This window comes from Rhodococcus ruber, from assembly GCF_016804345.1.
Classification (GTDB): Bacteria; Actinomycetota; Actinomycetes; order Mycobacteriales; family Mycobacteriaceae; genus Rhodococcus; species Rhodococcus ruber.
The window spans coordinates 1,910,100-1,934,213 of record NZ_CP044211.1; the positions used below are offsets into that span (position 1 = coordinate 1,910,100).

At 68.1% G+C, this 24,114-nt stretch carries 28 protein-coding genes; 16 read left to right on the forward strand and 12 right to left on the reverse strand.

Going from position 1 to position 24,114, the window contains the following annotated elements:
- The first annotated feature begins 18 nt into the window (after window positions 1–18).
- From folP to F1734_RS09040, 6 genes are all read left to right on the forward strand, one after another.
- A complete protein-coding gene (gene folP / locus F1734_RS09015) occupies window positions 19–900 on the forward strand; it encodes a dihydropteroate synthase (RefSeq protein WP_010592456.1) in 882 nt (293 codons plus the stop codon).
- Window positions 897–1,838: a glucosyl-3-phosphoglycerate synthase gene (locus F1734_RS09020; protein ID WP_010592455.1), complete on the forward strand. Its 942-nt coding sequence runs from the start codon at window positions 897–899 to the stop codon at window positions 1,836–1,838. The genes folP and F1734_RS09020 overlap by 4 nt, the downstream gene beginning before the upstream one ends.
- Before the next feature lie 38 nt (window positions 1,839–1,876).
- Window positions 1,877–2,329 (forward strand): DivIVA domain-containing protein, encoded by a 453-nt coding sequence (locus tag F1734_RS09025; RefSeq protein WP_010592454.1) that lies wholly within the window; start codon window positions 1,877–1,879, stop codon window positions 2,327–2,329.
- Window positions 2,322–2,945: a DNA-3-methyladenine glycosylase I gene (locus F1734_RS09030; protein WP_010592453.1), complete on the forward strand. Its 624-nt coding sequence runs from the start codon at window positions 2,322–2,324 to the stop codon at window positions 2,943–2,945. The genes F1734_RS09025 and F1734_RS09030 overlap by 8 nt, the downstream gene beginning before the upstream one ends.
- Before the next feature lie 96 nt (window positions 2,946–3,041).
- Window positions 3,042–3,209: a DUF3117 domain-containing protein gene (locus F1734_RS09035; protein ID WP_003936084.1), complete on the forward strand. Its 168-nt coding sequence runs from the start codon at window positions 3,042–3,044 to the stop codon at window positions 3,207–3,209.
- A gap of 112 nt (window positions 3,210–3,321) precedes the next feature.
- A complete protein-coding gene (locus F1734_RS09040; RefSeq protein ID WP_203011536.1) occupies window positions 3,322–4,170 on the forward strand; it encodes a putative RNA methyltransferase in 849 nt (282 codons plus the stop codon).
- Window positions 4,171–4,218: 48 nt separating this feature from the next.
- Here F1734_RS09040 and glgA read toward each other — a convergent pair whose 3' ends face one another.
- Window positions 4,219–5,394 (reverse strand): glycogen synthase, encoded by a 1,176-nt coding sequence (gene glgA / locus F1734_RS09045; RefSeq protein WP_072786282.1) that lies wholly within the window; start codon window positions 5,392–5,394, stop codon window positions 4,219–4,221.
- A gap of 86 nt (window positions 5,395–5,480) precedes the next feature.
- On the opposite strand from glgA, the gene glgC reads away from it, so the two are divergent.
- Window positions 5,481–6,695 carry a glucose-1-phosphate adenylyltransferase gene (glgC, locus tag F1734_RS09050; protein WP_010592450.1) on the forward strand — a complete coding sequence of 405 codons (1,215 nt, stop codon included), beginning with the start codon at window positions 5,481–5,483 and terminating at the stop codon, window positions 6,693–6,695.
- Between the two features lie 61 nt (window positions 6,696–6,756).
- On the opposite strand, the gene F1734_RS09055 is transcribed toward glgC, so the two are convergent.
- The gene (locus F1734_RS09055; RefSeq protein WP_010592449.1) at window positions 6,757–7,386 is read right to left on the reverse strand and encodes an O-methyltransferase; all 630 of its coding nucleotides are present in this window, start codon (window positions 7,384–7,386) and stop codon (window positions 6,757–6,759) included.
- Between the two features lie 252 nt (window positions 7,387–7,638).
- Between F1734_RS09055 and sigE the strand changes: the two genes are divergently transcribed.
- The 4 genes from sigE to tatB all read left to right on the forward strand — a co-directional run bounded on the left by sigE (window position 7,639) and on the right by tatB (window position 10,837).
- Window positions 7,639–8,265: an RNA polymerase sigma factor SigE gene (sigE, locus tag F1734_RS09060; protein ID WP_010592448.1), complete on the forward strand. Its 627-nt coding sequence runs from the start codon at window positions 7,639–7,641 to the stop codon at window positions 8,263–8,265.
- A 16-nt stretch (window positions 8,266–8,281) separates the two neighbouring features.
- A complete protein-coding gene (locus tag F1734_RS09065; RefSeq protein ID WP_010592447.1) occupies window positions 8,282–8,635 on the forward strand; it encodes a zf-HC2 domain-containing protein in 354 nt (117 codons plus the stop codon).
- Between the two features lie 285 nt (window positions 8,636–8,920).
- On the forward strand, window positions 8,921–10,372 hold the full coding sequence (locus F1734_RS09070) for a S1C family serine protease (RefSeq protein WP_017680198.1): 1,452 nt from the start codon (window positions 8,921–8,923) through the stop codon (window positions 10,370–10,372).
- An 84-nt stretch (window positions 10,373–10,456) separates the two neighbouring features.
- Window positions 10,457–10,837, forward strand: a complete 381-nt coding sequence (gene tatB / locus F1734_RS09075; protein WP_010592445.1) for a Sec-independent protein translocase protein TatB — start codon at window positions 10,457–10,459, stop codon at window positions 10,835–10,837.
- 76 nt (window positions 10,838–10,913) lie between these two features.
- On the opposite strand, the gene F1734_RS09080 is transcribed toward tatB, so the two are convergent.
- The 5 genes from F1734_RS09080 to F1734_RS09100 all read right to left on the reverse strand — a co-directional run bounded on the left by F1734_RS09080 (window position 10,914) and on the right by F1734_RS09100 (window position 16,027).
- Window positions 10,914–12,047 (reverse strand): Mrp/NBP35 family ATP-binding protein, encoded by a 1,134-nt coding sequence (locus tag F1734_RS09080; protein ID WP_203011537.1) that lies wholly within the window; start codon window positions 12,045–12,047, stop codon window positions 10,914–10,916.
- Between the two features lie 25 nt (window positions 12,048–12,072).
- The gene (locus F1734_RS09085) at window positions 12,073–12,951 is read right to left on the reverse strand and encodes a lytic transglycosylase domain-containing protein (RefSeq protein WP_010592444.1); all 879 of its coding nucleotides are present in this window, start codon (window positions 12,949–12,951) and stop codon (window positions 12,073–12,075) included.
- Window positions 12,952–13,109: 158 nt separating this feature from the next.
- Window positions 13,110–14,144 (reverse strand): lysozyme family protein, encoded by a 1,035-nt coding sequence (locus tag F1734_RS09090; RefSeq protein WP_040275501.1) that lies wholly within the window; start codon window positions 14,142–14,144, stop codon window positions 13,110–13,112.
- 88 nt (window positions 14,145–14,232) lie between these two features.
- Complete coding sequence (locus tag F1734_RS09095) at window positions 14,233–14,760, reverse strand: DUF1003 domain-containing protein (protein WP_010592442.1); 528 nt, start codon at window positions 14,758–14,760, stop codon at window positions 14,233–14,235.
- Window positions 14,753–16,027 carry a magnesium transporter MgtE N-terminal domain-containing protein gene (locus tag F1734_RS09100; RefSeq protein WP_026138051.1) on the reverse strand — a complete coding sequence of 425 codons (1,275 nt, stop codon included), beginning with the start codon at window positions 16,025–16,027 and terminating at the stop codon, window positions 14,753–14,755. The genes F1734_RS09095 and F1734_RS09100 overlap by 8 nt, the downstream gene beginning before the upstream one ends.
- Window positions 16,028–16,130: 103 nt before the next feature.
- Between F1734_RS09100 and F1734_RS09105 the strand changes: the two genes are divergently transcribed.
- The 5 genes from F1734_RS09105 (at window position 16,131) to F1734_RS09125 (ending at window position 20,047) form a co-directional block, all read left to right on the forward strand.
- A complete protein-coding gene (locus F1734_RS09105; RefSeq protein ID WP_040275502.1) occupies window positions 16,131–16,793 on the forward strand; it encodes a hypothetical protein in 663 nt (220 codons plus the stop codon).
- Between the two features lie 448 nt (window positions 16,794–17,241).
- Window positions 17,242–18,450, forward strand: a complete 1,209-nt coding sequence (locus F1734_RS09110) for an AbiTii domain-containing protein (RefSeq protein ID WP_203011538.1) — start codon at window positions 17,242–17,244, stop codon at window positions 18,448–18,450.
- 71 nt (window positions 18,451–18,521) lie between these two features.
- Complete coding sequence (locus tag F1734_RS09115) at window positions 18,522–18,812, forward strand: hypothetical protein (RefSeq protein ID WP_203011539.1); 291 nt, start codon at window positions 18,522–18,524, stop codon at window positions 18,810–18,812.
- A complete protein-coding gene (locus F1734_RS26525) occupies window positions 18,809–19,111 on the forward strand; it encodes an excisionase family DNA-binding protein (protein ID WP_040275507.1) in 303 nt (100 codons plus the stop codon). The genes F1734_RS09115 and F1734_RS26525 overlap by 4 nt, the downstream gene beginning before the upstream one ends.
- A gap of 117 nt (window positions 19,112–19,228) precedes the next feature.
- The gene (locus F1734_RS09125; protein ID WP_203011540.1) at window positions 19,229–20,047 is read left to right on the forward strand and encodes a Swt1 family HEPN domain-containing protein; all 819 of its coding nucleotides are present in this window, start codon (window positions 19,229–19,231) and stop codon (window positions 20,045–20,047) included.
- Window positions 20,048–20,314: 267 nt separating this feature from the next.
- Here the strand turns inward: F1734_RS09125 and F1734_RS09130 are convergent, their stop codons facing one another.
- From F1734_RS09130 to F1734_RS09150, 5 genes are all read right to left on the reverse strand, one after another.
- Window positions 20,315–20,560 (reverse strand): helix-turn-helix domain-containing protein, encoded by a 246-nt coding sequence (locus F1734_RS09130; RefSeq protein ID WP_203011541.1) that lies wholly within the window; start codon window positions 20,558–20,560, stop codon window positions 20,315–20,317.
- Between the two features lie 234 nt (window positions 20,561–20,794).
- A complete protein-coding gene (locus F1734_RS09135; protein WP_203011542.1) occupies window positions 20,795–21,025 on the reverse strand; it encodes a hypothetical protein in 231 nt (76 codons plus the stop codon).
- Between the two features lie 20 nt (window positions 21,026–21,045).
- Window positions 21,046–21,192, reverse strand: a complete 147-nt coding sequence (locus F1734_RS09140) for a phage major capsid protein (RefSeq protein ID WP_238424126.1) — start codon at window positions 21,190–21,192, stop codon at window positions 21,046–21,048.
- A gap of 62 nt (window positions 21,193–21,254) precedes the next feature.
- A complete protein-coding gene (locus tag F1734_RS09145; protein ID WP_203011544.1) occupies window positions 21,255–22,886 on the reverse strand; it encodes an IS1634 family transposase in 1,632 nt (543 codons plus the stop codon).
- A 173-nt stretch (window positions 22,887–23,059) separates the two neighbouring features.
- On the reverse strand, window positions 23,060–23,941 hold the full coding sequence (locus tag F1734_RS09150) for a phage major capsid protein (RefSeq protein WP_082061372.1): 882 nt from the start codon (window positions 23,939–23,941) through the stop codon (window positions 23,060–23,062).
- Between the last annotated feature and the right edge of the window lie 173 nt (window positions 23,942–24,114).

Below are 24,114 nucleotides of genomic sequence, written 5' to 3' on the forward strand. Positions count from 1 at the left end.
GCATGCCAGGATGGATCCATGACCGCTTCCGTCACCGTCTCGCCGACCCTCTGCGGCCGCCCGGTCGCCACCGACCGGGCCCTGGTGATGGCAATCGTCAACCGCACCCCGGACTCCTTCTACGACCGGGGTGCGACCTTCACCGACGAGGCCGCGATGGCCGCCGTGGACCGGGCCGTGGCCGAGGGTGCGGACCTCGTCGACATCGGCGGCGTGAAGGCCGGCCCCGGTGAGGTGGTCGACGCAGCAGAGGAGACGCGACGGGTGGTGCCGTTCGTCGCGGCGATCCGGGCCCGGCACCCCCGGCTGCTCGTCAGCGTCGACACCTGGCGCAGCGACGTCGCGCGACGCGCGCTCGCCGAGGGCGCGGATCTGATCAACGACACGTGGGCGGGTGCCGACCCGGAACTGGTGTCCGTCGCCGCCGAACTCGGCGCGGGCATCGTCTGCTCGCACACCGGGGGTGCGGTCCCGCGCACCCGGCCGCACCGCGTGCGCTACACCGACGTCGTCGCCGAGGTGACCCGGGAGATCGTCGCCGCGGCCGAGCGGGCCGCGAAGGCCGGAGTGCCCGGCGACTCCATCCTCATCGATCCGACGCACGATTTCGGCAAGAACACCTTCCACGGCCTCGAGTTGTTGCGGCACGTGGACGTTCTCGTAAATACCGGGTGGCCGGTGCTCATGGCGCTGAGCAACAAGGACTTCATCGGGGAGACTCTGGGGGTGGAACTCGCCGACCGGTTGGAGGGCACATTGGCAGCGACAGCACTTGCGGCCGCAGCAGGCGCGCGGATGTTCCGGGTGCACGAGGTGGCGGCGACCCGGCGCGTGGTGGACATGGTGGCGGCCGTCGCCGGAACCCGGCCCCCGGCGCGCACCGTCAGGGGGCTGGCATGAGCACGGCGGTGACAGGGCCGTCGGCCGGGGCGTTCACCCGGCCCTGGGCCGAGGCGAACAGCTGGGACGAGCCCGGCTGGAGCATTTCCGAACTGGAACGCGCCAAACGCGGCCGGACCGTATCGGTGGTGCTGCCGGCGCTCGACGAGGAGGCGACCGTCGCGGGGGTGGTGGACACCATCCATCCGCTCCTCGGCGGGTTGGTGGACGAGCTGATCGTTCTGGACTCGGGGTCCACCGACCGCACGGCGGAGCGAGCCCGCAGTGCCGGTGCGCGGGTGCTCTCGCGGGAGGAGGCGGTCCCGGGCCTCGCCCCGGTGCCCGGCAAGGGCGAGGTGCTGTGGCGGTCCGTCGCGGCCACCACCGGTGACCTCATCGCGTTCGTCGATTCGGATCTGCTCGAGCCCGACCCGGCGTTCGTCCCGAAGCTGCTCGGGCCACTGCTCACCGGCGACGGCATCCACCTGGTCAAGGGCTATTACCGTCGCCCGCTCCGGGTCAGCGGCGCCGAGGAGGCCAACGGCGGCGGACGGGTCACCGAACTGGTGGCGCGGCCCCTGCTCGCGGCGCTGCGACCGGAGCTGACATGCGTGCTGCAGCCCCTGGGCGGTGAGTACGCCGGGACCCGGGAACTGCTGTCGGCGGTGCCGTTCGCGCCCGGGTACGGCGTCGAGATCGGGCTGCTGCTCGACACCTACGACCGGCTCGGTATCGACGCGATCGCCCAGGTCAACCTCGGTGTGCGCAAGCATCGGAACCGGCCGCTGGGGGAGCTGGGGGTGATGAGCCGGCAGATCGTCGGCACCATGCTGGCCCGTTGCGGGATCCCCGACTCGGGAGCGGGCCTGACCCAGTTCCTGGTGGACGGCGACGGGTTCGTCCCCGTCACCACGGAGGTCAGCCTGGTGGACCGGCCCCCGGTCGTCACCGTCACCTGACACCCCGTCGTGTCGGGGGGCCGTGCCAAGATCGGTACATGCTGACGGTTCTGCTCTACCTGCTCGTCGTGGTGGTCGTCGGCGCGGTGCTGTTCCTCGTGGCGAGCGCGGTGTTCGGTCGGGGGGAGACCCTGGCGCCGATCCCGCCGGGCGCCACGGCGACGGCGCTTCCGGTCACCGACGTGACCGGCGCGGACGTCCGCGAGCTGCGTTTCCAGCAGGTGCTGCGGGGCTACAAGACCGCCGAGGTGGACTGGGCGCTCGACCGGCTCGCGCACGAGATCGACGATCTGCGGGCCCGGCTCGCCGAGTACGAGAACACCGGATACGACAACACCGAGTTCGAGAACACCGAGTACGAGAACACCGAATACGACAACACCGGTGGGGTCACTCCGGGCGGCGACGAGGCGGACAGCGGCCGGACCGGGGCATCCGTCGCGGCGGAGGCCGCGCCGGACCGTCGGACAGGGGGGAGTGACGATGGGTGAGGATCGGGTGCGGTGCCCGTGGGCGGTGGATCCGCCGGGGTCCACGCTGTACCGGGACTACCACGACGAGGAGTGGGGCCGCGAGTTGCACGGGCGCGACGAGTTGTTCGAGCGCCTGGCCCTCGAGGCGTTCCAGTCGGGGTTGTCGTGGCTGACGATCCTGCGGAAGCGGGAGGCATTCCGATCGGCGTTCGCGGGTTTCGACGTCGACGTGGTCGCCGGCTACACCGCCGCGGACGTCGACCGCCTGCTCGGCGACGCCGGCATCGTCCGGAACCGGCGCAAGATCGAGGCGGTGATCGGCAACGCCCGGGCGGTGCTCGACCTGCGGGAGACGGACCTCGACACGTTGCTGTGGTCGTTCGCGCCGGCGCGGCGCGCCCGGCGTCTCCGCTCGGTGGCGGAGGTACCGGCGGTGACCCCGGAGTCCACGGCGATGGCCCGGGAACTGAAGCGGCGCGGCTTCGCGTTCGTCGGTCCTACCACGGCGTATGCGCTCATGCAGGCCACCGGGATGGTCGACGACCATCTCGCCGAGTGCTGGGTCGATACGGACGTTCGATCAGGTTCCGGCGACATTAGGGCGGAGTCAGCTACCCGGCGGTCGGCCGGATAGGGAAGAATGATGTCGCGAGCCTCGTCGATTTCCGGCGAGGCCCCCACGGTAACCCACGCGCGCAAGAGTCGAGCGCAGATTTGGAGGGAGCAGAGGATGGCGGCCATGAAGCCCCGGACCGGGGACGGTCCCCTCGAAGCAACCAAAGAGGGACGAGGAATCGTCATGAGGGTTCCACTCGAGGGTGGCGGACGTCTGGTCGTCGAACTCACGCCGGAGGAAGCTGCAGCGCTCGGCGAAGAGCTCAAGGGCGTCACCAGCTAGGTGTCGGCAGCCGGCGACGATTCGCCGGTTCCCCCGGGCCCCGCGCGCCACGGTGCGCGGGGCCCGTTGCTGTTCGTACTCCGGTGCTCTGTGTTTCTCGGAAGGACTGCCCGTGCTCGATGCGGTGACCGACCTGCTCGCCTGCCCCCAGTGCGAGCGTGGGCTCGACCTCGACGAGGGCGTCCTGCTGTGCGAGGCCGGGCACAGCTTCGACGTCGCGCGACAGGGCTATGTCAGCCTCCTGACCGGGGCCGCGACGCGATTCACCGGCGACACCGCCGAGATGATCGCCGCGCGCGCGGACTTCCTCGACGCCGGACACTTCGATCCGCTGCTCGGCGCCGTCGCCCGGGCCTGTGCCGAGCACCCCGCCGGCGACGACGGTGCCCGCGTTCTCGAAGTGGGTGCGGGCACCGGAAGGTACCTTGCAGCGGTGCTCGACGCGCTGCCGGACAGCCGCGGCGTCGGGCTCGACGTGTCCAAACCCGCGGTCCGGCGCATCGCCCGCAGCCACCCCCGCGTCGGGGCCGTGCTCGCCGACGTGTGGCGGCAACTACCGATCCGCAGCGGCGTCCTCACCCACGTGCTGTCCGTCTTCGCGCCCCGCAACGCCGCCGAGACGCATCGCGTTCTCGCCCCCGGCGGTGTGCTCGTCGTCGCGGCTCCCACCCCGGCGCACCTGCGCGAGCTGGTGACGCTGCCGGGGATGGTCCAGGTGGACGAACGCAAGACCGAGCGGCTCGGGGCGGCGTTGTCCGGCGGGTTCGAGCGGGTCGACCGCGCCGACGTGCAGTTCACCCTGCAACTCGACCGTCCGGCACTGGGCCGGCTGGCCGGGATGGGACCGTCGGGGCACCACCTGACCGGCGAACGGCTGGCCGAACTGGTCGGGGGACTGCCGGAGCCGTTCCCGGTGACGGCCTCGGTGACCGTCACCGTGTGGGCACGGCGCTCGGACTGATCCGGCCCTCCGTCCCGCGCTCAGTGCCGCGTGGCGGCGACCTCCTGCTCAGTGCCGCGTGGCGGCGACCTCCTGGTAGACCGCGAGTGTCTGCCGCGCAATCTGTGCCCAGGAGAACTCCGCGATGGCCCGCGCCCGCCCGGCCCGGCCCATCTCGGCAGCGAGCACTGCGTCCCCGGCAACCTCGTCGATCGCCGCCGCCAGCGCCTGCTCGTACGCTCGCGGCTCGTAGGAGTTGTAGTGCACCAGCCGGCCGGTGACCCCGTCCTCGACGACCTCGGGGATGCCCCCGACGTCCGATGCGACGACCGCGGTCTCGCAGGCCATCGCCTCGAGATTGACGATTCCCAGCGGTTCGTACACCGAAGGGCATACGAAAACTCTTGCTGCCGAGAGGATTTCGCGGACGGACTCGGTGGGCAGCATTTCCCGGACCCAGAAGACGTTGCCGCGCCGGCGTTCGAGTTCGGCCACGGCCTGCTCGGTTTCGGCGGCGATCTCCGGGGTGTCCGGGGCCCCGGCGCACAGCACCAGCTGGATCCCGGGATCGACGTCGTGGGCGGCGGCGATCAGGTGCCCGACACCCTTCTGGCGCGTGATGCGCCCGACGAACGCGACGATCGGCCGATCGGGGTCGACTCCGATCTTCTCCAGCGCGGACGGCTCTCCCGGTTCGGCCGGGCCCGGATGCCACACGCCGGTGTCGATGCCGTTGCGCACGACATGCACGCGCGCCGGGTCGACGAACGGATACGCGTCCAGCACGTCGAGTCGCATCCCGGCACTGACCGCGACGACCGCGTCCGCGTGCTCGACCGCGTTGCGTTCGGACCACGACGAGATGCGGTAGCCCCCGCCCAGCTGCTCGGCCTTCCACGGTCTGCGCGGTTCGAGCGAATGGGCCGTCAGCACGTGCGGCACGTCGTACAGCTCGGCGGCGAGGTGCCCCGCCAGGCCGGTGTACCAGGTGTGCGAGTGGACGACGTCGGCGCTGCCGGCGGCGTGCGCCATCCGCAGCTCGGCCGACAGCGTCGTCAGCGCCGGGTTGGCGCCTGCCAGGGCGGGATCGGGGCCGTGGACGAAGACGCCCTCCCGGGGCGCTCCCATGCAGTGCACGTCGACTTCGCACAGCCGGCGCAACTGCGCAACCAGTTCGGTGACGTGCACGCCGGCACCACCGTAGACCTCCGGCGGGTACTCCCGCGTCATCATTGCCACCCGCACCGGATCAAACTATCCGGCGCGTGACGTTCCGGCCACCGATGGGCTCTTCGCTGGCGGTGGCGGGGGGTGGCGGATAGGTTGACTGTGTGAGGAGCCAGCCCCATGTGCTTGGAATCGTGCTCGCCGGCGGCGAGGGCAAACGCCTGTATCCGCTGACGGCGGACCGCGCGAAACCGGCGGTACCGTTCGGCGGTGCCTATCGACTGATCGACTTCGTGCTCAGCAACCTGGTCAACGCCGGGTTCCTGCGGATCTGCGTGCTGACGCAGTACAAGTCGCACTCGCTGGACCGGCACATCTCCCAGACCTGGCGGCTGTCGGGTTTCACCGGCGAGTACATCACCCCGGTACCGGCGCAGCAGCGGCTCGGCCCGCGCTGGTATACCGGCAGCGCCGACGCCATCCTCCAGTCGCTCAACCTCGTCTACGACGAGGATCCGGAGTACATCGTGGTGTTCGGCGCCGACCACGTCTACCGGATGGACCCGGAGCAGATGGTGCGCCAGCACATCGAGTCCGGCGCAGGGGTGACCGTCGCCGGTATCCGGGTGCCGCGCAGCGAGGCGTTCGCGTTCGGCTGCATCGACAGCGACGAGCAGGGGCGCATCACCCAGTTCCTGGAGAAGCCCGCCCACCCGCCCGGCACCCCGGACGATCCCAACGTCACCTTCGCCTCGATGGGCAACTACGTCTTCACCACCAAGGTGCTGGTCGAGGCGTTGCGGGCGGACTCGGAGAACCCGGACTCCGACCACGACATGGGCGGCGACATCATCCCCGCCCTCGTCGCCCAGGGCGCCGCCCACGTCTACGACTTCAACGACAACGTCGTGCCCGGCGCCACCGAACGCGACCGTGGATACTGGCGCGACGTGGGTACCCTCGACGCGTTCTACGACGCGCACATGGACCTGGTGTCAGTGCATCCGATCTTCAACCTCTACAACCGGCGCTGGCCCATCCGCGGTGCCTCCGAGATGTGGCCGCCGGCGAAGTTCGTCCAGGGTGGTCTCGCGCAGGAGTCGATCGTCGGATCGGGCAGCATCCTGTCCGCCGCCACCGTCCGCAACTCGGTGCTCAGTTCCAATGTCATGGTCGAGGACGGCGCCACCGTGGAGGGCAGCGTCCTGATGCCGGGGGTGCGCATCGGCAAGGGCGCGGTCGTGCGGCGTGCGATCCTCGACAAGAACGTCGTCGTCGGCGACGGCGAGATCATCGGCGTCGACCTCGAACGCGACCGGCAGCGCTTCGCCGTCAGCAGCGGCGGCGTCGTCGCCATCGGTAAGGGCGTGTGGATCTGACCGTGTGAATCCGACCGTGTGAATCCGACCACGGGGATCCGACCGGGGCCCGCGCCGGGGCTCAGAGTTTGGCGGCGCAGAGCAGCCCGTCGCCCACCGGCAGCAACACCGGAGCGAGACGCTCGTCGGTCACCACCGCCCGGGTGGCCTCCCGGACGGCCAGGACGACGGAGTCGCGTTCGGCCGGATCGGCCACCCGGCCGCAGAGCAGCGCATGGTGCAGCACGATGGCCCCGCCCGGACGCAGCAGCCGGACCCCTTCCCGGACGTAGTGCGGGTGATCGGCGGGGGTGGCGTCGACGAACACCAGGTCGTACGCGGAGTCGGCCAGCCGGGGCAGCACGTCCAGCGCGCGCCCGTTGATCAGGCGGGTGCGCGAGGCCGTGACCCCGGCCTCCCGGAACGCGGTCTTGGCGGCGCGCTGATGTTCGGGCTCGCTGTCGATGGTGGTCAGGACACCGTCCTCGCGCAGGCCCCGCAGCAACCACAGCCCGCTGACGCCGGCACCGGTGCCCACCTCGACGACCGTCCGGGCGTCGAGCATGCGGGTGAACATCGCGAGAGCCGCACCCACCGCTGCCGGGATCGGCTCGGCCCCGAGATCGAGGGCACGCTCGCGCGCCGTGGCGAGGTTGTCGTCCTCTGTGACGTTCTCGACGTGAGCCAGTATCCGTTCGGCATTCGTGTGCACCCCAGTGAGGTTATCGTCGCCGGGGTCCGGTCGCAGGCAGGCGCGCACGGCGACAGGATTCTCAGGCGATGCTCAGGTTGCTCATATCGGCACCACATCACCGTGCGTGAAGGTGTAGGTACCACAACAGACCGCACCGACAGGCGCTCGCGGGCCCGGGAACAAACCCGGCGTACACGGTGTTGGACCACGACACCCGACATCCGACACTCGCGATCACGCGGTCCCGAAGAGGAGGATCCAGCGATCCACATGGCCGATTCCCCCCAGCTCCCCAGCCCCGACGTCGAGCCCACGGCCGACGTCGAGCTCACCGGCACGGCAGTGTTCGACGCCACCGGTGACCGTGCGGTGATGCCGTCGTGGGACGAGCTGGTGCGCGAGCACGGCGACCGGGTGTACCGGCTCGCCTACCGCTTGTCCGGGAACGCGCAGGACGCCGAGGATCTCACCCAGGACACCTTCATCCGGGTCTTCCGCTCGTTGCAGAACTACCAGCCGGGCACCTTCGAGGGCTGGCTGCACCGCATCACCACGAACCTTTTCCTCGACATGGTCCGGCGCCGCAACCGCATCCGCATGGAGGCGCTGCCCGAGGACTACGACCGCGTGCCCTCCGCGGGCCCCGATCCCGAGCAGATCTACCACGACGCCCGGCTCGGCGCCGACCTGCAGTCCGCGCTGGACTCGCTGGCGCCGGACTATCGTGCTGCTGTGGTCCTGTGTGACATCGAAGGTCTGTCCTACGAGGAAATCGGTGCCACACTGGGAGTCAAGCTCGGCACGGTGCGCAGCCGCATCCATCGCGGACGGCAGGCGCTGCGTGAGCACCTGCGCGAGCATGGGAAGGTCGAAGTCGGTCGAGTCGATGCGGGGTAGCCGCCAGGAGGGTTTCATGACGAGGGCACACCCGACCCGCCGGTTCGGTTCCACGGAGCACCTGGCGAGTGAGGCTGTGGCAGCGTACGTGGACGGCGAACTGCGGATGAATGCGTATCTCCGCGCGGCCGAGCATCTGGCCGTGTGCCCGGAGTGCGCCGCGGAGGTCGAGGCACAGCAGCAGGCCCGTCGCGCGTTGCGCGACGCCGCCCGGATGGCTCCGCCCCCGATGTCGAGTACTCTCCTGGGCGCTCTCGCCGACATCCCGCAGCATCATCGGAACCTGCCCGCGTCCGGTTTCCAGGGCATGCCGGCGACCGACCGGTTCGGGTCGGCCGCGCGACGCTGGCCGATCCGCTGGCGCCGTTGACGGTGCCCGAACCCGTGTGCGGTGATCAGTCCGGGACGTCCGGTGGCAGTGCCGTCGGTGATACGAGTCGCTGGTGATACGGGTGGCTTCGGTGACGGCGGGCCCATCGGTGATACTGGGTCCATCGGTGATACTGGGTCCATCGGTGATACTGGGCACCGTGACTGACGGACACGGGGGAGACGGGCACGCGTGACAGCGGAATCAGTAGAGTCCGAGCGTCGGGCCGGGGAGTCCGAGCGTCGGGCCGGCTCTCCGGAGACGGACGGTGCCGCCGCGCCTGAGGTGTCCCGCCGTGCCGATGCATCCCGTCTGCAGCCCCGCCCGGTCTACCGCCCGGCCGTCGACGATGCCGCCAACCGCGTCTTCGGCCGTCCGGCCGGCACGACCGGCCCGTTCGGGCGGTCCGCCGAAGAACGCGCCGCCGAGCCGCCGGTCCGTCACGGTGCGCCCACCGATCCGGTGCTGGCCGAGGCGTTCGGCCGACCCGCGGACACCTCCGAGATCCTGCAACGGCCCCCCGTCGACCCGGACGCCGAGGCCGATGCGGACGGTCCCGAGCCGGACCCGTGGCGCGACCCCGCCACGAACGTGCGCCTGGGCGCGCCCGCACAGTCCCACGACGAGCAGCCGCTGCCGCCCGCCCCGAAGCTCACGCTGCGGGAGGTCCTCTTCGGCGGCCGGATCGAGACCCGCGCCCTCGCCACGCTCGCCGCGGTCGCGCTGACCATCGGCATGGTCGGCGGCCTCGTCGTCGCGCTCGTCACGTCCGACACCGGATCCCTCACCAGCCGTAGCGTGACGCTGGCCCAGGTGGACCAGGACGGCGACCTGCCGTCCGGGCAGGTGGCCCGCGTCGCCGATGCGGTGCTGCCCGCGGTGGTCTCGATCCAGGTGACCCTCGGCGAGGAGGCCGGTACCGGGTCCGGTGTCGTCATCGACGGCGCCGGATACATCGTCACCAACAACCACGTCGTCTCGATGGCCGCCACGGCACCGGACGCCAAGATCCAGGTCACGTTCAACGACGGCACGAAGGTGCCTGCCGAGATCGTCGGCCGGGACATCAAGACCGATCTGGCGGTGCTCTCGGTCGACGCGGACAACCTCACGGTCGCCGAACTCGGCCGTTCGGAGGACGTGCAGGTGGGGGAGGACGTGATCGCCGTCGGTTCCCCGCTCGGACTGAGCAAGACCGTCACCCGCGGCATCGTCAGCGCACTCAACCGCCCGATGCGCCTGGGCGGGCAGGGCACCGACACCGATGCCGTGATCGACGCCGTGCAGACGGACGCCTCCATCAACCCCGGCAACTCCGGCGGCCCGCTCGTCGATGCCGAGGGCCGCGTCATCGGCATCAACTCGGCCATCAAGACCGAGACGGGTGGTTCCGTCGGTCTCGGGTTTGCCATCCCGATCGACGACGTCACCGCCGTCGCCCAGGAACTGATCCGCACCGGCGAGATGCGCCACCCGGAGATCGGCGTCAACACCCGTAGCGTGGCCAACGACGTCGCCAGCGGCGCCGAGGTCGCCAACGTGCAGCAGGGCAGCCCTGCGCAGCAGGCGGGCATCGTCGAGGGCGACGTCATCGTCAAGGTCGGGGACCGCGAGGTGACCAGCGCGGACGAACTGGTCGTCGCCGTGCATGCCCAGGAGATCGGCAAGCCGGTCACGGTGCAGCTGGTACGTGCGGGACGCCTGGTCGACGTGCAGGTGACCCCGATGTCCGACTGACCGTCCGCTGCCGCTTCGCTGGGAATCCGCTGTGACCTGGGTCCTCCGGGCTGCGAACCCCGCGTCACCACGTACCCTGGAACGGTGTTCGGCAATATCGGTTGGGGCGAATTCATGGTCCTGCTCGTCGCGGCGCTCGTGGTCCTCGGCCCCGAGCGGCTGCCCGGTGCGGTGTCCTGGGTGACCAGGTCGCTGCGGCAGGTCCGCGACTACGCATCCGGCGCGAAGGAGCAGCTGAAGGAGGAGCTCGGCCCCGAGTTCGACGACCTGCGGCAACCCCTGTCCGAACTGAACCAGCTCCGTGGCATGACGCCGAAGGCGGTCATCACCAAGCACTTGCTGGACGGCGACGACTCCCTACTCACCGGCGACTTCGACAAGCCCGGCACCAAGCCGGTGAGCAAGCCCGTCCCGCCGCCGTTGACAGCGGGAGAAAAGCCCCCCATCGACTCCGACGCGACCTAGACCTAGGCCGCTGCGCGGCCGGTGTGTCCTTTGGGCGGTCAGGACAGCCCAAAGGACACACCGGCGCCGCAGGCGCCTAGAGGTGACGGGTGGTGTCGATCCCCAGCGACATGCCGGCCAGGCCGCGGCGACGCACGGCGAGCTTCTCGGCGATCTCGCGCAGCGCCGTGCCTGCGGGCGAGTCGGGGGCACTGAGAACGATCGGGGTTCCGGCGTCGCCGGCCTCGCGGATCGCCGGATCGAGCGGGATCTGACCCAGCAGCGGGACGGTCGCGCCGACGGCGCGGGTGAGCCGCTCGGAGACGGCCTGACCGCCACCCGTGCCGAACACGTCCATCCGGGTGCCGTCGGGCAGCTCGAGCCACGACATGTTCTCCACGACGCCGACGATGCGCTGGCGGGTCTGCAGGGCGATGGAGCCGGCCCGCTCGGCGACTTCGGCGGCCGCCTGCTGCGGAGTGGTGACCACGAGGATCTCGGCGCCGGGGATCAACTGCGCGACGGAAATCGCGACGTCGCCCGTGCCGGGCGGCAGGTCGAGCAGCAGCACGTCCAGATCGCCCCAGAACACGTCGGCGAGGAACTGCTGCAGCGCGCGGTGCAGCATCGGTCCCCGCCAGACCACGGGCGTGTTGCCCTGGGTGAACTGGGCGATGGAGATCATCTTCACGTCGTGCGCGATCGGCGGCATGATCATCCGCTCCACCTGGGTGGGCTTGGCGTCGGTGCCGAGCATGCGCGGAATGGAGTGGCCGTAGATGTCGGCGTCCAGCACACCCACGGACAGGCCCCGTGCGGCCATGGCGGTGGCGAGGTTGACCGTGACGGAGGACTTGCCGACCCCGCCCTTGCCGGAGGCCACCGCGTAGACGCGGGTGAGCGAGCCGGGCTGGGCGAACGGGATGACCGGCTCGGTGGAGTCGCCGCGCAACGACTTGCGCAGCTCGGTGCGCTGCTCGTCGTTCATGACGTCGAGTTCGACGCGGACCGCGGAGACACCGGCGACGTCGGCCACAGCCTTGGTGACCCGGTCGGTGATCTCGGTGCGCAGCGGACAGCCGGCGGTGGTCAGGTAGATGCCGACGTCGACGCTGCCGTCGCCGCCGATCTCGATGCTCTTGACCATGCCGAGTTCGGTGATCGGCTTACGGATCTCGGGATCCTGAACCCGCGCCAGGGCGCTGCGGACGTCGGACTCGCTGACTGCCATGGCATCAATCGTAGGTGGCACCCGCTCAGTGGATGCGCGGCAGGTCCGCCGCGCTGGGGGTGACGCCGGTCGAATAGGCGGCCGACCAGGCGAGCACGTTCGCGACGTACGCCATGGAGTTGTTGTAGCGATGGATGGCCTTGGTGGCCTGCGCGAGGTCGTGCATGTTGTTGCCGCCGTCGCACAGGTACTTGGCGGTGGTGAGGGTGGAGTCGTACAGGTTCTGCGGGTCGGCGACGCCGTCGCCGTTGCCGTCGCCGGCGTAGAGCTTCCACGTGGAGGGGATGAACTGCATGGGGCCGACCGCTCGGTCGTAGACGGTGTCGCCGTCCAGGGTGCCGCCGTCGGTGTCCCGGATGACGGCCTGGCCGCGCAGGCTGCCGTCGAGGGGCAGACCGATCACGGGTTCGAGGAGGTTGCCCTTGTCGTCGGCCTTACCGCCCTTGGCATGGCCGGACTCGACCTGGCCGATGCCGGCGAGCAGTGTCCAGTACATGTTGCAGCCGGGGGTCTCGGCGGCGAGGATCCGCTCGGCGTTCTGGTAGGCGGCGAAGTTGATGCCGGGAATCCCGAGGGGGCCGGGCTGGAGCGGTGCCGGGGCGGCGGGGGCAGGCTCCGGGGCGGGCGCGGGGGCCGCCGCGGGCTCCGCGGTAGGCTCCGGTGCGGTCATGAGGGCGGCCGCGGCGGCGACGTCGCGGGAGATCCCGTCGGCGATGTAGGTGGTCTCGGTCGCCGCAGTCACGGGCTCGGCCACCGCTTCGGTGTCCTGCACGCCGAACAGGGTCTTGGGGCTCGCCCCGGCGCTGGTGGCCGCGGCGACCACGCCGACCGGAACCAGTCCGGTGAGGGCGATGACCGAATTGCGGCGGAGCTTGGACTCCGAAGGCTTCCTGTGCCGACCCACTCGATACCTCCTGGGCGCCTTCCCCGAGACGCTTTCGTTACATGGCGGTACCGACCATACAGGAAGCGATGCGTTTCCGTTACCCTACCGTGATGTAACGCGCTGAGCTGGGCAAACGGCTGGAGCTGGGGGTTACGACGAGATCGAGGCGTGACCGATCAGGGTGCGGGCGGCGCCGGGCACAGCGCCGGGACGAGACACGGCAGCGGCGGCAGCACCGGCGCAGCCGGCGGTGCCTCGACAGCCGGCGCAGCCGGCGGTGCCTCGACAGCCGGCGCGGCCGGCGGTGCCTCGACTGCCGGCGCGGGGACGGGGACCGGCTCGACCGCGGGAGCCGGGACCGGCGCCGGCGTGGGTGCCGTCGTGGTCCCGGACACGGGTGCGGGAACGGTCTCCGCGACGTCGACGGTGTTCGGCCGGGCCGGAACGGCCGGCGGCGCCAAGGGCGGGACGACAATCCCCGGCGAGACCGCGGCGCCCTTCTCGTACGCGGCCGACCAGGCCTGCACGTTGGCGACGAACTCCGGCGACGGATCGAACCGGGCAGCCGCGCGGGCGCGGGCGTCGGCCTCGGCCAGGCGCGCGTCGTCCGAGCACAGCCAGGCGCCGGCCGCCAGACCGGCGTCGAAGACGTTCTGGGGATCCGCGGTGCCGTCCGCGTTGCCGTCGGCGGAGAACTGCGACCAGACCGCCGGGGGCAGCTGCATCGGCCCGAGTCTGCCCGTGCCGGGAGCCACGCGCGCGGTCGTGAGCGTGCCCAGCACGTCGGTGCGTCCCGAGTCGGCGTGCTGCGACGTGATCCGTCCGATCGCGGCGAGCAGATGCCACGGCAGTGCGCACTCGGGCTCATCAATCGCAAGCTGCATCTCGGCCGCCCGGTACGCGTAGAGCACCAGCTCCGGGATCGCCAGGGGGCCCTCACCGGCCAGCACGGGCGACGGCTGTCCGGGTGCGACCGTGACCTCGGGCGGAAGATCCGCCGCGGGAGCGCCGGCCGGAGCCTCGGCCCCGCGTACGGGTCGCGGCGCCGCCGGGTCCGCCGGCAGGACCCCGACCCCGGTGCTGCCGTCCGCCGCCGTCACGGCGACCGGCTCCCTGTGCTCCGTCGCAGCCACCGGTGCCGGGGACGACGCGACCGCCGCGAACCCGGCACCGAGCACCACCGGCACCGCGATCAGACCCTGCCAGCGCACGCCATCACCCCACAGACCTACTCGTCGCGGACAGTCACCCCACCGACACCATCGACGGGCTGTGATGGACGTTACAGCGCGTCACGTCTCAGCGGCGGGCCGGGCGCGTTTTGCCGGATGCCGTCGACGTCGTGTCCTCCTCCTCCGGTTCGATCAGCAGCGCGCGCAGATCGTCGAGCTCGCGCCGGAGGTAGTCGCGGGTGGCCACCTCGCCGACCGCCAGCCGCAGCGCCGCCAGCTCCCGCGCGAGGAACTCGGTGTCGGCCTTGGTCTGGGCGGCGCGTGCCCGGTCCACCTCGAGTGACACCCGGTCCCGGTTCTCCTGCCGGTTCTGGGCGAGCAGGATCAGCGGCGCGGCGTAGGCGGCCTGCGTGGAGAACGCGAGGTTCAGCAGGATGAAGGGGTACGGATCCCACTGCAACGTCACGGCGAAGACGTTGAGCAGGATCCACACGATCACCACGACCGTCTGGATGGCCAGGTAGCGCCCGGTGCCGAGGAACCGGGCGATCGATTCGCTGACGCGGCCGACCGCCTCGACGTCGAAGTTGACCCGGAACCGGCCGGTTCGGGGAGTGTCGAGGCGCTGCCGGGCCACGGCGGAACGGTCACTCATCGTCGGCCTCCTCTTCGCGCCAGTCCTCGGGCAGCAGGTGATCGAGCACGTCGTCCACCGTCACGGCACCGAGCAGGTGCCCCTCGTCGTCCAGCACGGGCCCGCACACCAGGTTGTACGTCGCGAAGTACCGGGTGACCGCGGTGAGCGAATCGTCGGGGTCCAGTCGTGGCAGGTCGTTGTCCACGATCCCGCCCACCAGGCCGGCCGGCGGCTCCCGGAGCAGCTGCTGCAGGTGCACGCAGCCGAGATACTTGCCCGTCGGGGTCGCGGTGGGCGGCCGGACGACGAACACCATGGACGCCAGCGCCGGGGTGAGGTCCGGGTTGCGCACCCGGGCCAGTGCCTCGGCCACCGTCGTCGCCGGGGTGAGCACCACCGGCTCGGGGGTCATGAGGCCGCCGGCGGTGTCGGGGGAGTGCTCGAGCAACCGCCGCACCGGCTCGGAATCCTCCGGATCCATCAGGCGCAGCAGCGACTCGGCGTCCGAGTCGGGCAGCTCGCCGAGCAGATCGGCGGCGTCGTCGGGGTCCATCGCCTCGAGCAGGTCCGCGGCGCGTTCCACCTCGAGGTGCATCAGCAGATCGGTCTGGTCGTCGGTCGGCAGCTCCTGCACGACGTCGGCGAGCCGCTCGTCGTCCAGGGCGACCGCCACCTCGTGCCGGCGCTTCTCCGGCAGCTCGCGCAGCGCGTTCGCGACGTCGGCGGCGCGCATGTCCTCGAACTGCAGCAGCAGCTGCGAGACACCCTGGCCGGGCATTCCGAGGTTGCTGTAGGTCAGCCCGTGCACGTGCTGCCAGTCCACGACATGGATCGCGGACCGCCGGCCCAACCGGCCGCGCTGGGCCCGCACGGCCACGCGCGAGACCACCCAGTCCCGGGTGCGGGTCAGTTCGATGCCGAGATCGACGACGACCACGTCCACGCCCGCGAGCTCACCCAGCTCGGGGTCGTCGACCCGGACCTTCGAATCGAGCACCTGCGCGAGCGCCAGCACCTCGGTCGGTCGCTGCGTGAACCGGCGCAGGCTGACGTTGCCGGTGTTCAGGGTGACGGCCCCCGGCTCGATCGCCGTCACGCGCAGCATCGGCACGAATATTCGCTTGCGCGTCGGCAGTTCGACGACCAGACCGAGCACCCGGGGCTGCTGCCGCCCGATCCGGATGGTGAGCACGACGTCGCGCACCCGGCCGATCGACTCGCCGTCGGGTCCCAGGACCACCAGACCTGCGAGCCTCGCCGCGAATACCTTGCTCACTGCTGCCAAGGGGTGCTCCTGCCTCGTCGGTCGTGATGCCAAGCATAAAAACGGCCCTAGAGGGTGCGCGAACACCTTCCAGGGCCTAGGTCACAACGGACAGGACTCCGTCATGAACCCTCGCCACATCGTACTCATCGTCGGTGCTGGGATGTTCGTCTCGCTACTCATGAAAGCGCCCGAACTTTCCGCTGGCACCTTCTACGCGATTGCCATGTCGGTGTCGTATCTGGGACCCCGCCGGAAGCGTGTTGACCTTGGGACCGCTGACTCGTACGCCGCAGCCTCTGACCGGATCTATCAGGACTCAATGGAGCGCACCGCAAAGCACGGCGACGTTCGGTACGGTTCCTCGCCGGAGGGCGTGTCCGCAACATACGACGACGGCACCGTCCTCCTGTACCAGCTCGAGCCGATCGATGCCGAGGTAGAGGCTGAGGCATCGACGACGGGTGCCGATGGCACCGAGACGGTTCTGGGCATCGCGGACGCCGATGCGCCGGCCGAGCCACCTGCGTTCACCAGGTGGCCCGTCCATGAGGTTGCCTGGGCCGAACCAACTCCCTTCTTGCGACTTCAACTCAAGCGCGTTGACATCTCCCGTCAAGATGGCACGGTCGCGAAACCGTTCTGGACCCTAGTTTTCGGCAAGCCCAGCGCTCCAGACCTCATCGATCCTGCGATCCCACCATCGATGATCCCTGCGCTCATCGGGCACCTGAGCGAGTTGTACGCCACGTGGGTCCTGCACACGCACGAGCGGACGTCGCACTAGCGCCCGAGGCTCCTGGCCCGCTGAACGGCCCACCTGCGCAGCACTGCGACGCAGTTGCTCCTCCTGATCCAACTTCGAGGCGATTGCGCCGACCGCCCGGTCCGGGACGGCGGGCAGCGCTCGAAGCATCGTTCGCCTTCCTGCGCCCGTGGAGATTTCAACGGGTGAGCCGCCTTGCCAGCGGTGTCGTCGCCCGTCAGAGGGGCCACAGCGACATTTCTCGATCACACGCGACTCACCCGGTAAAGGCGGACTCGAGCGGGAACACCGTGGCAGGTGTACGAGCGCGTGGAACATCCCAGTCCCGGAGGCCCAGCGAGTAATCCCCGTGGCCTCGTGCACACCAACCGACCGAAGCGACCGACCGACCGGCGAGAAGGTGCATCCGTACCCATCGCGGTACGGGGTACGCCCTGCCCTCCCACCGCTCCACTCCCTCCCAACGAGTATGCAGATTCGCATCTCGGTCAGACGGAAGAATGTGTCGGGGCCGCGCTTTATAGTCGCTTCCTGCTACTCGACGATTGCCCTGAAGGGAACGATGATGACTCTAGGACGCCGCGCCGAAGCGAGCGCACTCGCCGAAGAGGTTCTGACAGACATCGAGTTAGGAAAGCTGCGCCCGACGGACATCGTTCGTAAAGCGAGCAGGCTTGCACGACTGCTCGATGACACTGAGGCATTGGAATGGCTGCTAGTAGAGATCCGCGGCTACGCCTCCTACGGGAATAAGGATGGGCTACCCAAGCCAGCGTGGTCGGCCGCTGAACGTTCCGGCCGAGTTTACACAGACGATGACGGCACGCGACGCGCAAGAACAGCTTCAATTGCTGAATTACAGGCCATAGTTGAAGGTTCCCAACTTCAGCTATCCGCGGCGGCGGATGCACCTGTAAGCGTCAGTTCCGCAAACCCATCGCAATATGTAAGCCTTCCCCAAGGGAACACAGTCGAGCGGATCAATGCCGTCCGAACCATACGCGATAGCCAAAACACACTTGAGACAGTCATCGGCGCCGTCCACCAGTACGTGATGGAGCGGTCCTACGAACTCCGTTTCGGATCGGCAGTCGAATCAACGTTCGAGCGCATTCGCTCTACGGTTGACGCACATATTGCGGCTCTCGTACCCGATGCCTTGAGAAAGCTGACCGCCGCCATTGAGTTGGCAGCGTCGGAGAATCCTGAACACTGGGCCGACGCTGCCGGATACTGTCGTCGGCTGATTAAGGCTGTAGCAGATGCTCTGCAACCTGCCGGGCAACCCATTGGCGGGCGGGCGAATGGTGAAAATAACTACATCAATCGCCTCGCATACTGGATCGAGAAAAATGAAACCAGCTCAACGGCCCGTGACGTCATGGTTTCGGATCTGGAGTACTTCGGAAGACGCCTCGCTGCGTTTACCGACGCCGGAAACAAGGGCGCCCATGCAACCGTTGAACAATACGACGCCGACCGCTTCATCATCGGGACGTACATATTGCTCGGCGACATTCTCCGGCTTCCAACGGACAAGAACGGCGAGCCGTCCGAGTGGATTACCGAAGTGGCAGCACCGGCGCTCTCAGAGGACGGCCTAGGCGATGGCCAGGCTGCGCGCGCGGAAGCCGTCCGTGTCGAACCGATGGAGACCGAACGGCCGGCACCTGAATGATGCAAGCATTGAACGGCATAAGACCAGCTCAGAGGTGGTATTGAAACCGACCTGCTGTTACCGTCAGGCCTATGAGACAGCATGAGAGGTCCGGCCCTGAATCAGTCGGGACTGACCAGGATGAGCCGGACGCAACAACGTACCTGTTGGGTTCGCCGGCCATGCGTGATCGGCTGCTCAGCTCCCTCGAGAGCTTGAAGATCAGCAACGCTCCAATCGACAAGGTCAACGAGACCCAAGTTCCGTTGGAACTGCGGTCCGCCAGCGGTGGACGTGCCTGGTTGCTGCCAGAGTCCATGTGGTTGCGGCTTCAAGCGATCGCACAGACCGTGTCGGCGGCTACCGAGGAACGCGAAGAATGAGCCAGTGTCCCAACTGCGGGACCGTCGTCCCGAGCGTCTACACCGGACCGCAGATCCACTCGTACGAAACCGCTGCGAAGTTCACCTCCCTGTCGATCGACTACATCCGCAAGGCGGTCTCATCCGGGGAACTGCTGTGCCGCAGAGTCGGTCGGCGTGTGACAATCCATCACGACGACCTCATGGAATGGTACTTCCGGCACCCATCAGAGCCGGTCGAAGCCTGGAAAGCGCGGCGGACGCCGCTTCCCCTGTCCCCGCGGCCAAAGCAATCCCAACGGCGCAACAACTGGGACTAACACACTTCGATCGACAGGCGTACGGAGGTGCTGCCACAGCCTTCCTCGAATCCAGTCTGGGGGACTGGAATCAGCCGTCGTATCGCGTCGAGTACGGCGACATGAGATCCTCTTTCGATGGCAACACTCGAACCTGAGGTCGCTCTAACGACGTGCGAAAACGCACTACGCGAGTTGATGGCCCATGCCTATTCCGAGGCCTATGGGACGGAATGGCTGCAGAAGGTGACGACGGAGAAGCAACGCGCTGGCTGGCCGAACCGAAAATCCGAGGAAACCTTGCGCAGGAAGGGTGCAGCGGCAATTCCCAATGAGGGCCTTGCGTACACCAACTTCTACGATCTTATCGATATTGCCGAGCAGCACTGGGAACCCCTGAGTCGAGCCCTGGGAAAGAGGCAAAGCACCCACAACCTACTCAAAAGATTCGGCGATCTCCGCAATACAGTCGCACATGGCAGACCGCTATTAGCCTTTGAGCAGGATTTAATCTCCGGGATCGCTGGTCAAATTAGAAATCAGGTAACGATTTACATGAGCAACAAGGACCAGGCCGGCGACTATTATCCGCGCATCGACTCCGCTATCGACAGTTTCGGGCACGAGATAGACTGCTCCAAGGTTGACTTAATAAGTGGGCGCGCCTATACGGAAATCGGTGTCCGCCCCGGAGACATAATCACTTTCCGGATGACCGGAGTTGACCCACAAGACCGGCTCCTCCATTGGAGTCAAAATTTTCAATTGGAGACTCTCGATTCCGTCATTACAAAAGCGGGAGAGGTGGCCACCCTTACGTGGAATGTAATTGAATCCCATGTCGGAGAATTAGCGAACGTGGAAATCCGAATGAAGTCGGTGAATGGAAAATTTCACCGATACAGCGATATCGACCACGCGGTAAATTTCATCTATGCCGTTCGGCCGCCGTTGTGAAAGACGTTTCCTTAGGCGATAGATTTCCCCTCGGATCCCGTATAGGCAGCGACCCGGTGAGTGCTGCGCGATGAAGGAGTGGCCGGGGAGGGGCCTCCCCGGCCCAGCGATGCAACCGACGTCGTAATGCGTCGAATACCTGAGATTTTGGCAATTCCGGCGCCGCGGGGTTCCGCTCGCCTGGCCCTCTGCGAGGCGCATCGAAATCACGCGGGATGTTGCGAGCGGTGCGGTCTAGGCGGGAACGGCCGGGACGAAGGCGCCGGCCTACTCCTCTTGGTTGCGATCCTGCGCCGCGTTAAGGACGTCGCCGGGGCGGACGCCCAGCACCTTGCAGATCGCGAAGAGTTGGTCGACGTCGGCCGCGCGCTTGCCGGACTCGATTCTGTAGATGGTCGAGGGTGACTCCCCTGAACGATCGGAGACCTCTCCTTGGGACAGGCGCTGACGAGCTCGGGCGGCGCGGAGTTCGTCGCTTACTGCGTCGCGGAAGCGCTGCTGTTCCGGATCCATGTCCAGCACGTTATGTCCATCCGGACCACTTCACAATCCCAACGAATGGGCGTGCCGTCCATCTTGCTGTGCGCACGTGTGCAGAGCAATGCCCCGCCTTTCCCGGTGGGTCAACACACGGAACGGGCGGGGCATCTGCAACGAGGATCGACAGGCGCGTGTCTCTTGGGTCATGCCGCCGATCCTCGTGGCCGTACGGAACAGCGGGAAGGGGGACCGCTGTTCCGCGACGTTCTAGTTGTCGCCCTCCGTGGAGCGCCGGGAGCGGCGAGGCTTGGTCGACGCTGAAGTATCCGGTGCCTTGGCCTGCTGCTCGGCAACGATGACCCAGCCATTGCGCAGCCAGGCGTCCACCAGGGCGGGATGGACGAGCACCTGTGAGCCTTCACCGACCTGGCGACCGGCAATCTGGTCGAAGATCAGCCGCCCCGGTGCGACCGTGCAGGGCATGGCCTCGTCAGGCACCGCACGGTACCGACCCATGTTCACGGCGTTACCGTGATCTTGATAATCGCCTCGGCATGGGGGAACCCGAAGCCGGCACGGAGCACGGCGCGGATAGCGGTGCGGTCGCTCGAGAAGAACGCGCTGCGATCGGTCTCGACGCTCACGTCCTGGCGCAGGCCGATCACCGTACGCTCGGCCGGAACGGCCCACACGGTGTTGGCCTCGACCCTGAGTTAGGACATTTGGCTTAGTGTCCCGATTCGAACCCGAGACGGGTGAGAATCTCCAGCTCGGCAGCAGGGATCTGCGGCGGAAAGTCCTGGACGGCACCGTTGATGGCGATGGTCGAGGTCCGCAGCGGCCGCAGTTGCTTGACCAGCCTCGCGACCGCGACACCGGTGTGGTCCTGGGCGCAGCGGGCGACGGCCAGAGCGGCGAACACGATGGTCAGGTGCGCCTCGATGGCGTCGCGGGTGCGGTGGAACATCGGCCGTGCCCGCAGATCGGTCTTCGACATGCGAAACGACTGCTCGACATGCCACAGGTCGTGGTACTTGCCGATCACCTCGCCCGGTTCCATGAGCGTGACCGGGATGTTGGTGACGTATCCCTTCAAGCCGACCAGCGATCGAGCTCGTGCCAGCGCGGCATCATCGAGTCGCTGACCTGCGCTGGTGGTCTTGACGAAGCGCGTCGCCTTCGACTTCTGGGTGCCCTCGACCACCGCCCGCGCCCTCGCCTCCTGGGCATTGAGAGTCTGGTTGTCGCGCACGGCACGTTTGCGGGTGTACTGCCAGATCGCCCGCCACGAGGTGGGATGCCGAACCGGATCCCAGACCGGTTCGGCCCGCCTTTTCACGGTGTTGACCACGCTGCGGGCGTGCCGGGGGGTGACGGTGTCGATGATCTGCCCATCGGTGAACACATCACCGTGCCAATGGAAATGGGACGTCAGATCAGCGGGCGCCTTCGTCACCCGGGAGCCGACGATGAACTTCAGGCCGGCCTCGTCGAGAGCGGTGAGATTCGCCGCCGACAGCATGCCGGCGTCGGCGGCGATGACCATCTCCACGCCCTCGAGGTCGTGCCGGGCCTGGAACTGACGCACCATGGGGACCAGGGTGTGGGTTTCGGCCTTGTTGCCTTCGAAACAGGCGATCTCCAGTGGGAACCCGGTGCGGTCGACGAGCAACCCGACCACGATTTGTGGATCGACCCGGCGCTCTTTGGAGTAGCCGACCTTGCGCAGGTCGTCTTCCTTCTCGGCCTCGAAGTACAAGGTGGTCACATCGAACAGCAGCAATCCCAACCCGCCGGTGCTGGCCGCGTACTCGAAGCAGCGGCGGGCGATCCGGTCGCGGTAGTCGCCGGTGATGATCTGCGCGAGGTGGCGTTGAATCGTTTTGTACGACACCGGATCAGCGCCGAGATCGCCGAGGACGCGCAGGGCATCGATCTTCGAGGTCGGTTCGACGATCCGGGCGATGACCAGGTCTTTGAACACCGCGTCGTCGATGATGTCGAAGCCGAGCCCGTCGTAGACGAAGGTGAGCACGTCGTAGAGGAACCGGGCGCTGGTGCGCACGGTTCGTCCCGCCCCGGCGAGCTCGCCACCCTTGCTCGTCGTCGGGCCGGGCAGTTGGCCGGTCCGCCAGTCGGCAACATCGGCGATCTGCTCGACGGGCGTCGGCACATCCAGCTCCAGCACGCCTTGATCGCCGTGCAGCAGGTGTCGGGCTCGTTCGAGCAGAATGCCCAGCTCGACGTCGGTATGCGCGGACCCGACGTGAGCGAGGATCTCGTGCCGGCCGCGGTGTTTGCGCACGACCTGCACCGCGACCGCTCCGGATGCGGTGCGCACTTTCCGCACGAATGCCACGGCCCGAACCTACCTGCTTAGTGTCCCGATCCGCTTCGTCGACGTCGTGAATGCGCAGGTGGAAGCCTCGACAGGTGTTCTACCCGCCAGTAATGTCCTAACTCAGGTCAGCCGCCCCGGTGCGACCGTGCAGGGCATGGCCTCGTCAGGCACCGCACGGTACCGACCCATGTTCACGGCGTTACCGTGATCTTGATAATCGCCTCGGCATGGGGGAACCCGAAGCCGGCACGGAGCACGGCGCGGATAGCGGTGCGGTCGCTCGAGAAGAACGCGCTGCGATCGGTCTCGACGCTCACGTCCTGGCGCAGGCCGATCACCGTACGCTCGGCCGGAACGGCCCACACGGTGTTGGCCTCGACGAACTGGGAGACGTACAGCGGGACGCCGGCGAGTGTGCGATTTGTCGGCGAGGTCGGATCCGGACCGAGGAGGTGGGTGTTCGACCCGGTGCCGGTCTTGAGCTTGGCGAGGCTCAGGGCCACGGCGGGGGAGGTGACGAATGCACGCACGCTTGCACCGACTTCCTCGGCCTTGGCGATGGCCTCGTGGAACGGATCGAGGTTCGCGAACGCGGTACCGGTAGCGACGGCCTGAGCGCCACTCACCGACCCGATCCCGGCAGGACCGTTGTTGACGGTGGTGCCGAAGAACGCGGCGTCGAGCTTCTTCGCGATGTCGCGGGCGAGGGACGCCCCGACGATGCCGGACGCTTCTGGGTTGCTGTCAGCGACGAGTTCGTTGGAGACGACGCTAAGCCCCTTGAGGGCCGAGAACGTCACGTCGATCTCGGTGATGTCCGCGTCGGACACGGCGATTTCTGTGCCCTCGGGCGTCCAGGCAGCCGACGCATCCGCGTTGAGCACGGGCAGGCGGAGTGACGATTCCGAGGTGCGGATGACCTTGGCGACGTTCATCGCAACGGAGTTGGCGAGCACGGGCTTGACGAGAAGTTCGTCGACCTGAGCCGGGGTGAGGATGGCACCTGCGTTGGTGGTTGTCAGCATGGCTGTTCCCTTTTGCGGAGTTGAAGTCTTCGGTGTCCGCGTGAGCAGCCGGGCTTGTCGCGGTGCCCGTCCTGGGGCGGTGTCAGTGCGGGCCGGGCCACCGGGGCTCTCCTTGCCTGCTGCCTTTAATTATCCCATGTCGTTTTCGGTGTGCAAGGGATTCACCAGCGGCCCCGTTGCTTGCAAGCAACGAAGCGTTCCTACCTAGGAAGCAAAGTCCC

Excerpts from the sequence above, each read along its gene's own strand:
- folP (WP_010592456.1), top strand. The coding sequence starts at position 19 with ATGACCGCTTCCGTCACCGTCTCGCCGACCCTCTGCGGCCGCCCGGTC.
- F1734_RS09020 (WP_010592455.1), top strand. The coding sequence starts at position 897 with ATGAGCACGGCGGTGACAGGGCCGTCGGCCGGGGCGTTCACCCGGCCC.
- F1734_RS09025 (WP_010592454.1), top strand. The coding sequence starts at position 1,877 with ATGCTGACGGTTCTGCTCTACCTGCTCGTCGTGGTGGTCGTCGGCGCG.
- F1734_RS09030 (WP_010592453.1), top strand. The coding sequence starts at position 2,322 with ATGGGTGAGGATCGGGTGCGGTGCCCGTGGGCGGTGGATCCGCCGGGG.
- F1734_RS09035 (WP_003936084.1), top strand. The coding sequence starts at position 3,042 with ATGGCGGCCATGAAGCCCCGGACCGGGGACGGTCCCCTCGAAGCAACC.
- sigE (WP_010592448.1), top strand. The coding sequence starts at position 7,639 with ATGGCCGATTCCCCCCAGCTCCCCAGCCCCGACGTCGAGCCCACGGCC.
- F1734_RS09065 (WP_010592447.1), top strand. The coding sequence starts at position 8,282 with ATGACGAGGGCACACCCGACCCGCCGGTTCGGTTCCACGGAGCACCTG.
- F1734_RS09080 (WP_203011537.1), bottom strand. The coding sequence starts at position 12,047 with ATGGCAGTCAGCGAGTCCGACGTCCGCAGCGCCCTGGCGCGGGTTCAG.
- F1734_RS09095 (WP_010592442.1), bottom strand. The coding sequence starts at position 14,760 with ATGAGTGACCGTTCCGCCGTGGCCCGGCAGCGCCTCGACACTCCCCGA.
- F1734_RS09105 (WP_040275502.1), top strand. The coding sequence starts at position 16,131 with ATGAACCCTCGCCACATCGTACTCATCGTCGGTGCTGGGATGTTCGTC.
- F1734_RS09110 (WP_203011538.1), top strand. The coding sequence starts at position 17,242 with ATGCAGATTCGCATCTCGGTCAGACGGAAGAATGTGTCGGGGCCGCGC.
- F1734_RS09115 (WP_203011539.1), top strand. The coding sequence starts at position 18,522 with ATGAGACAGCATGAGAGGTCCGGCCCTGAATCAGTCGGGACTGACCAG.
- F1734_RS26525 (WP_040275507.1), top strand. The coding sequence starts at position 18,809 with ATGAGCCAGTGTCCCAACTGCGGGACCGTCGTCCCGAGCGTCTACACC.
- F1734_RS09125 (WP_203011540.1), top strand. The coding sequence starts at position 19,229 with ATGGCAACACTCGAACCTGAGGTCGCTCTAACGACGTGCGAAAACGCA.
- F1734_RS09130 (WP_203011541.1), bottom strand. The coding sequence starts at position 20,560 with ATGGATCCGGAACAGCAGCGCTTCCGCGACGCAGTAAGCGACGAACTC.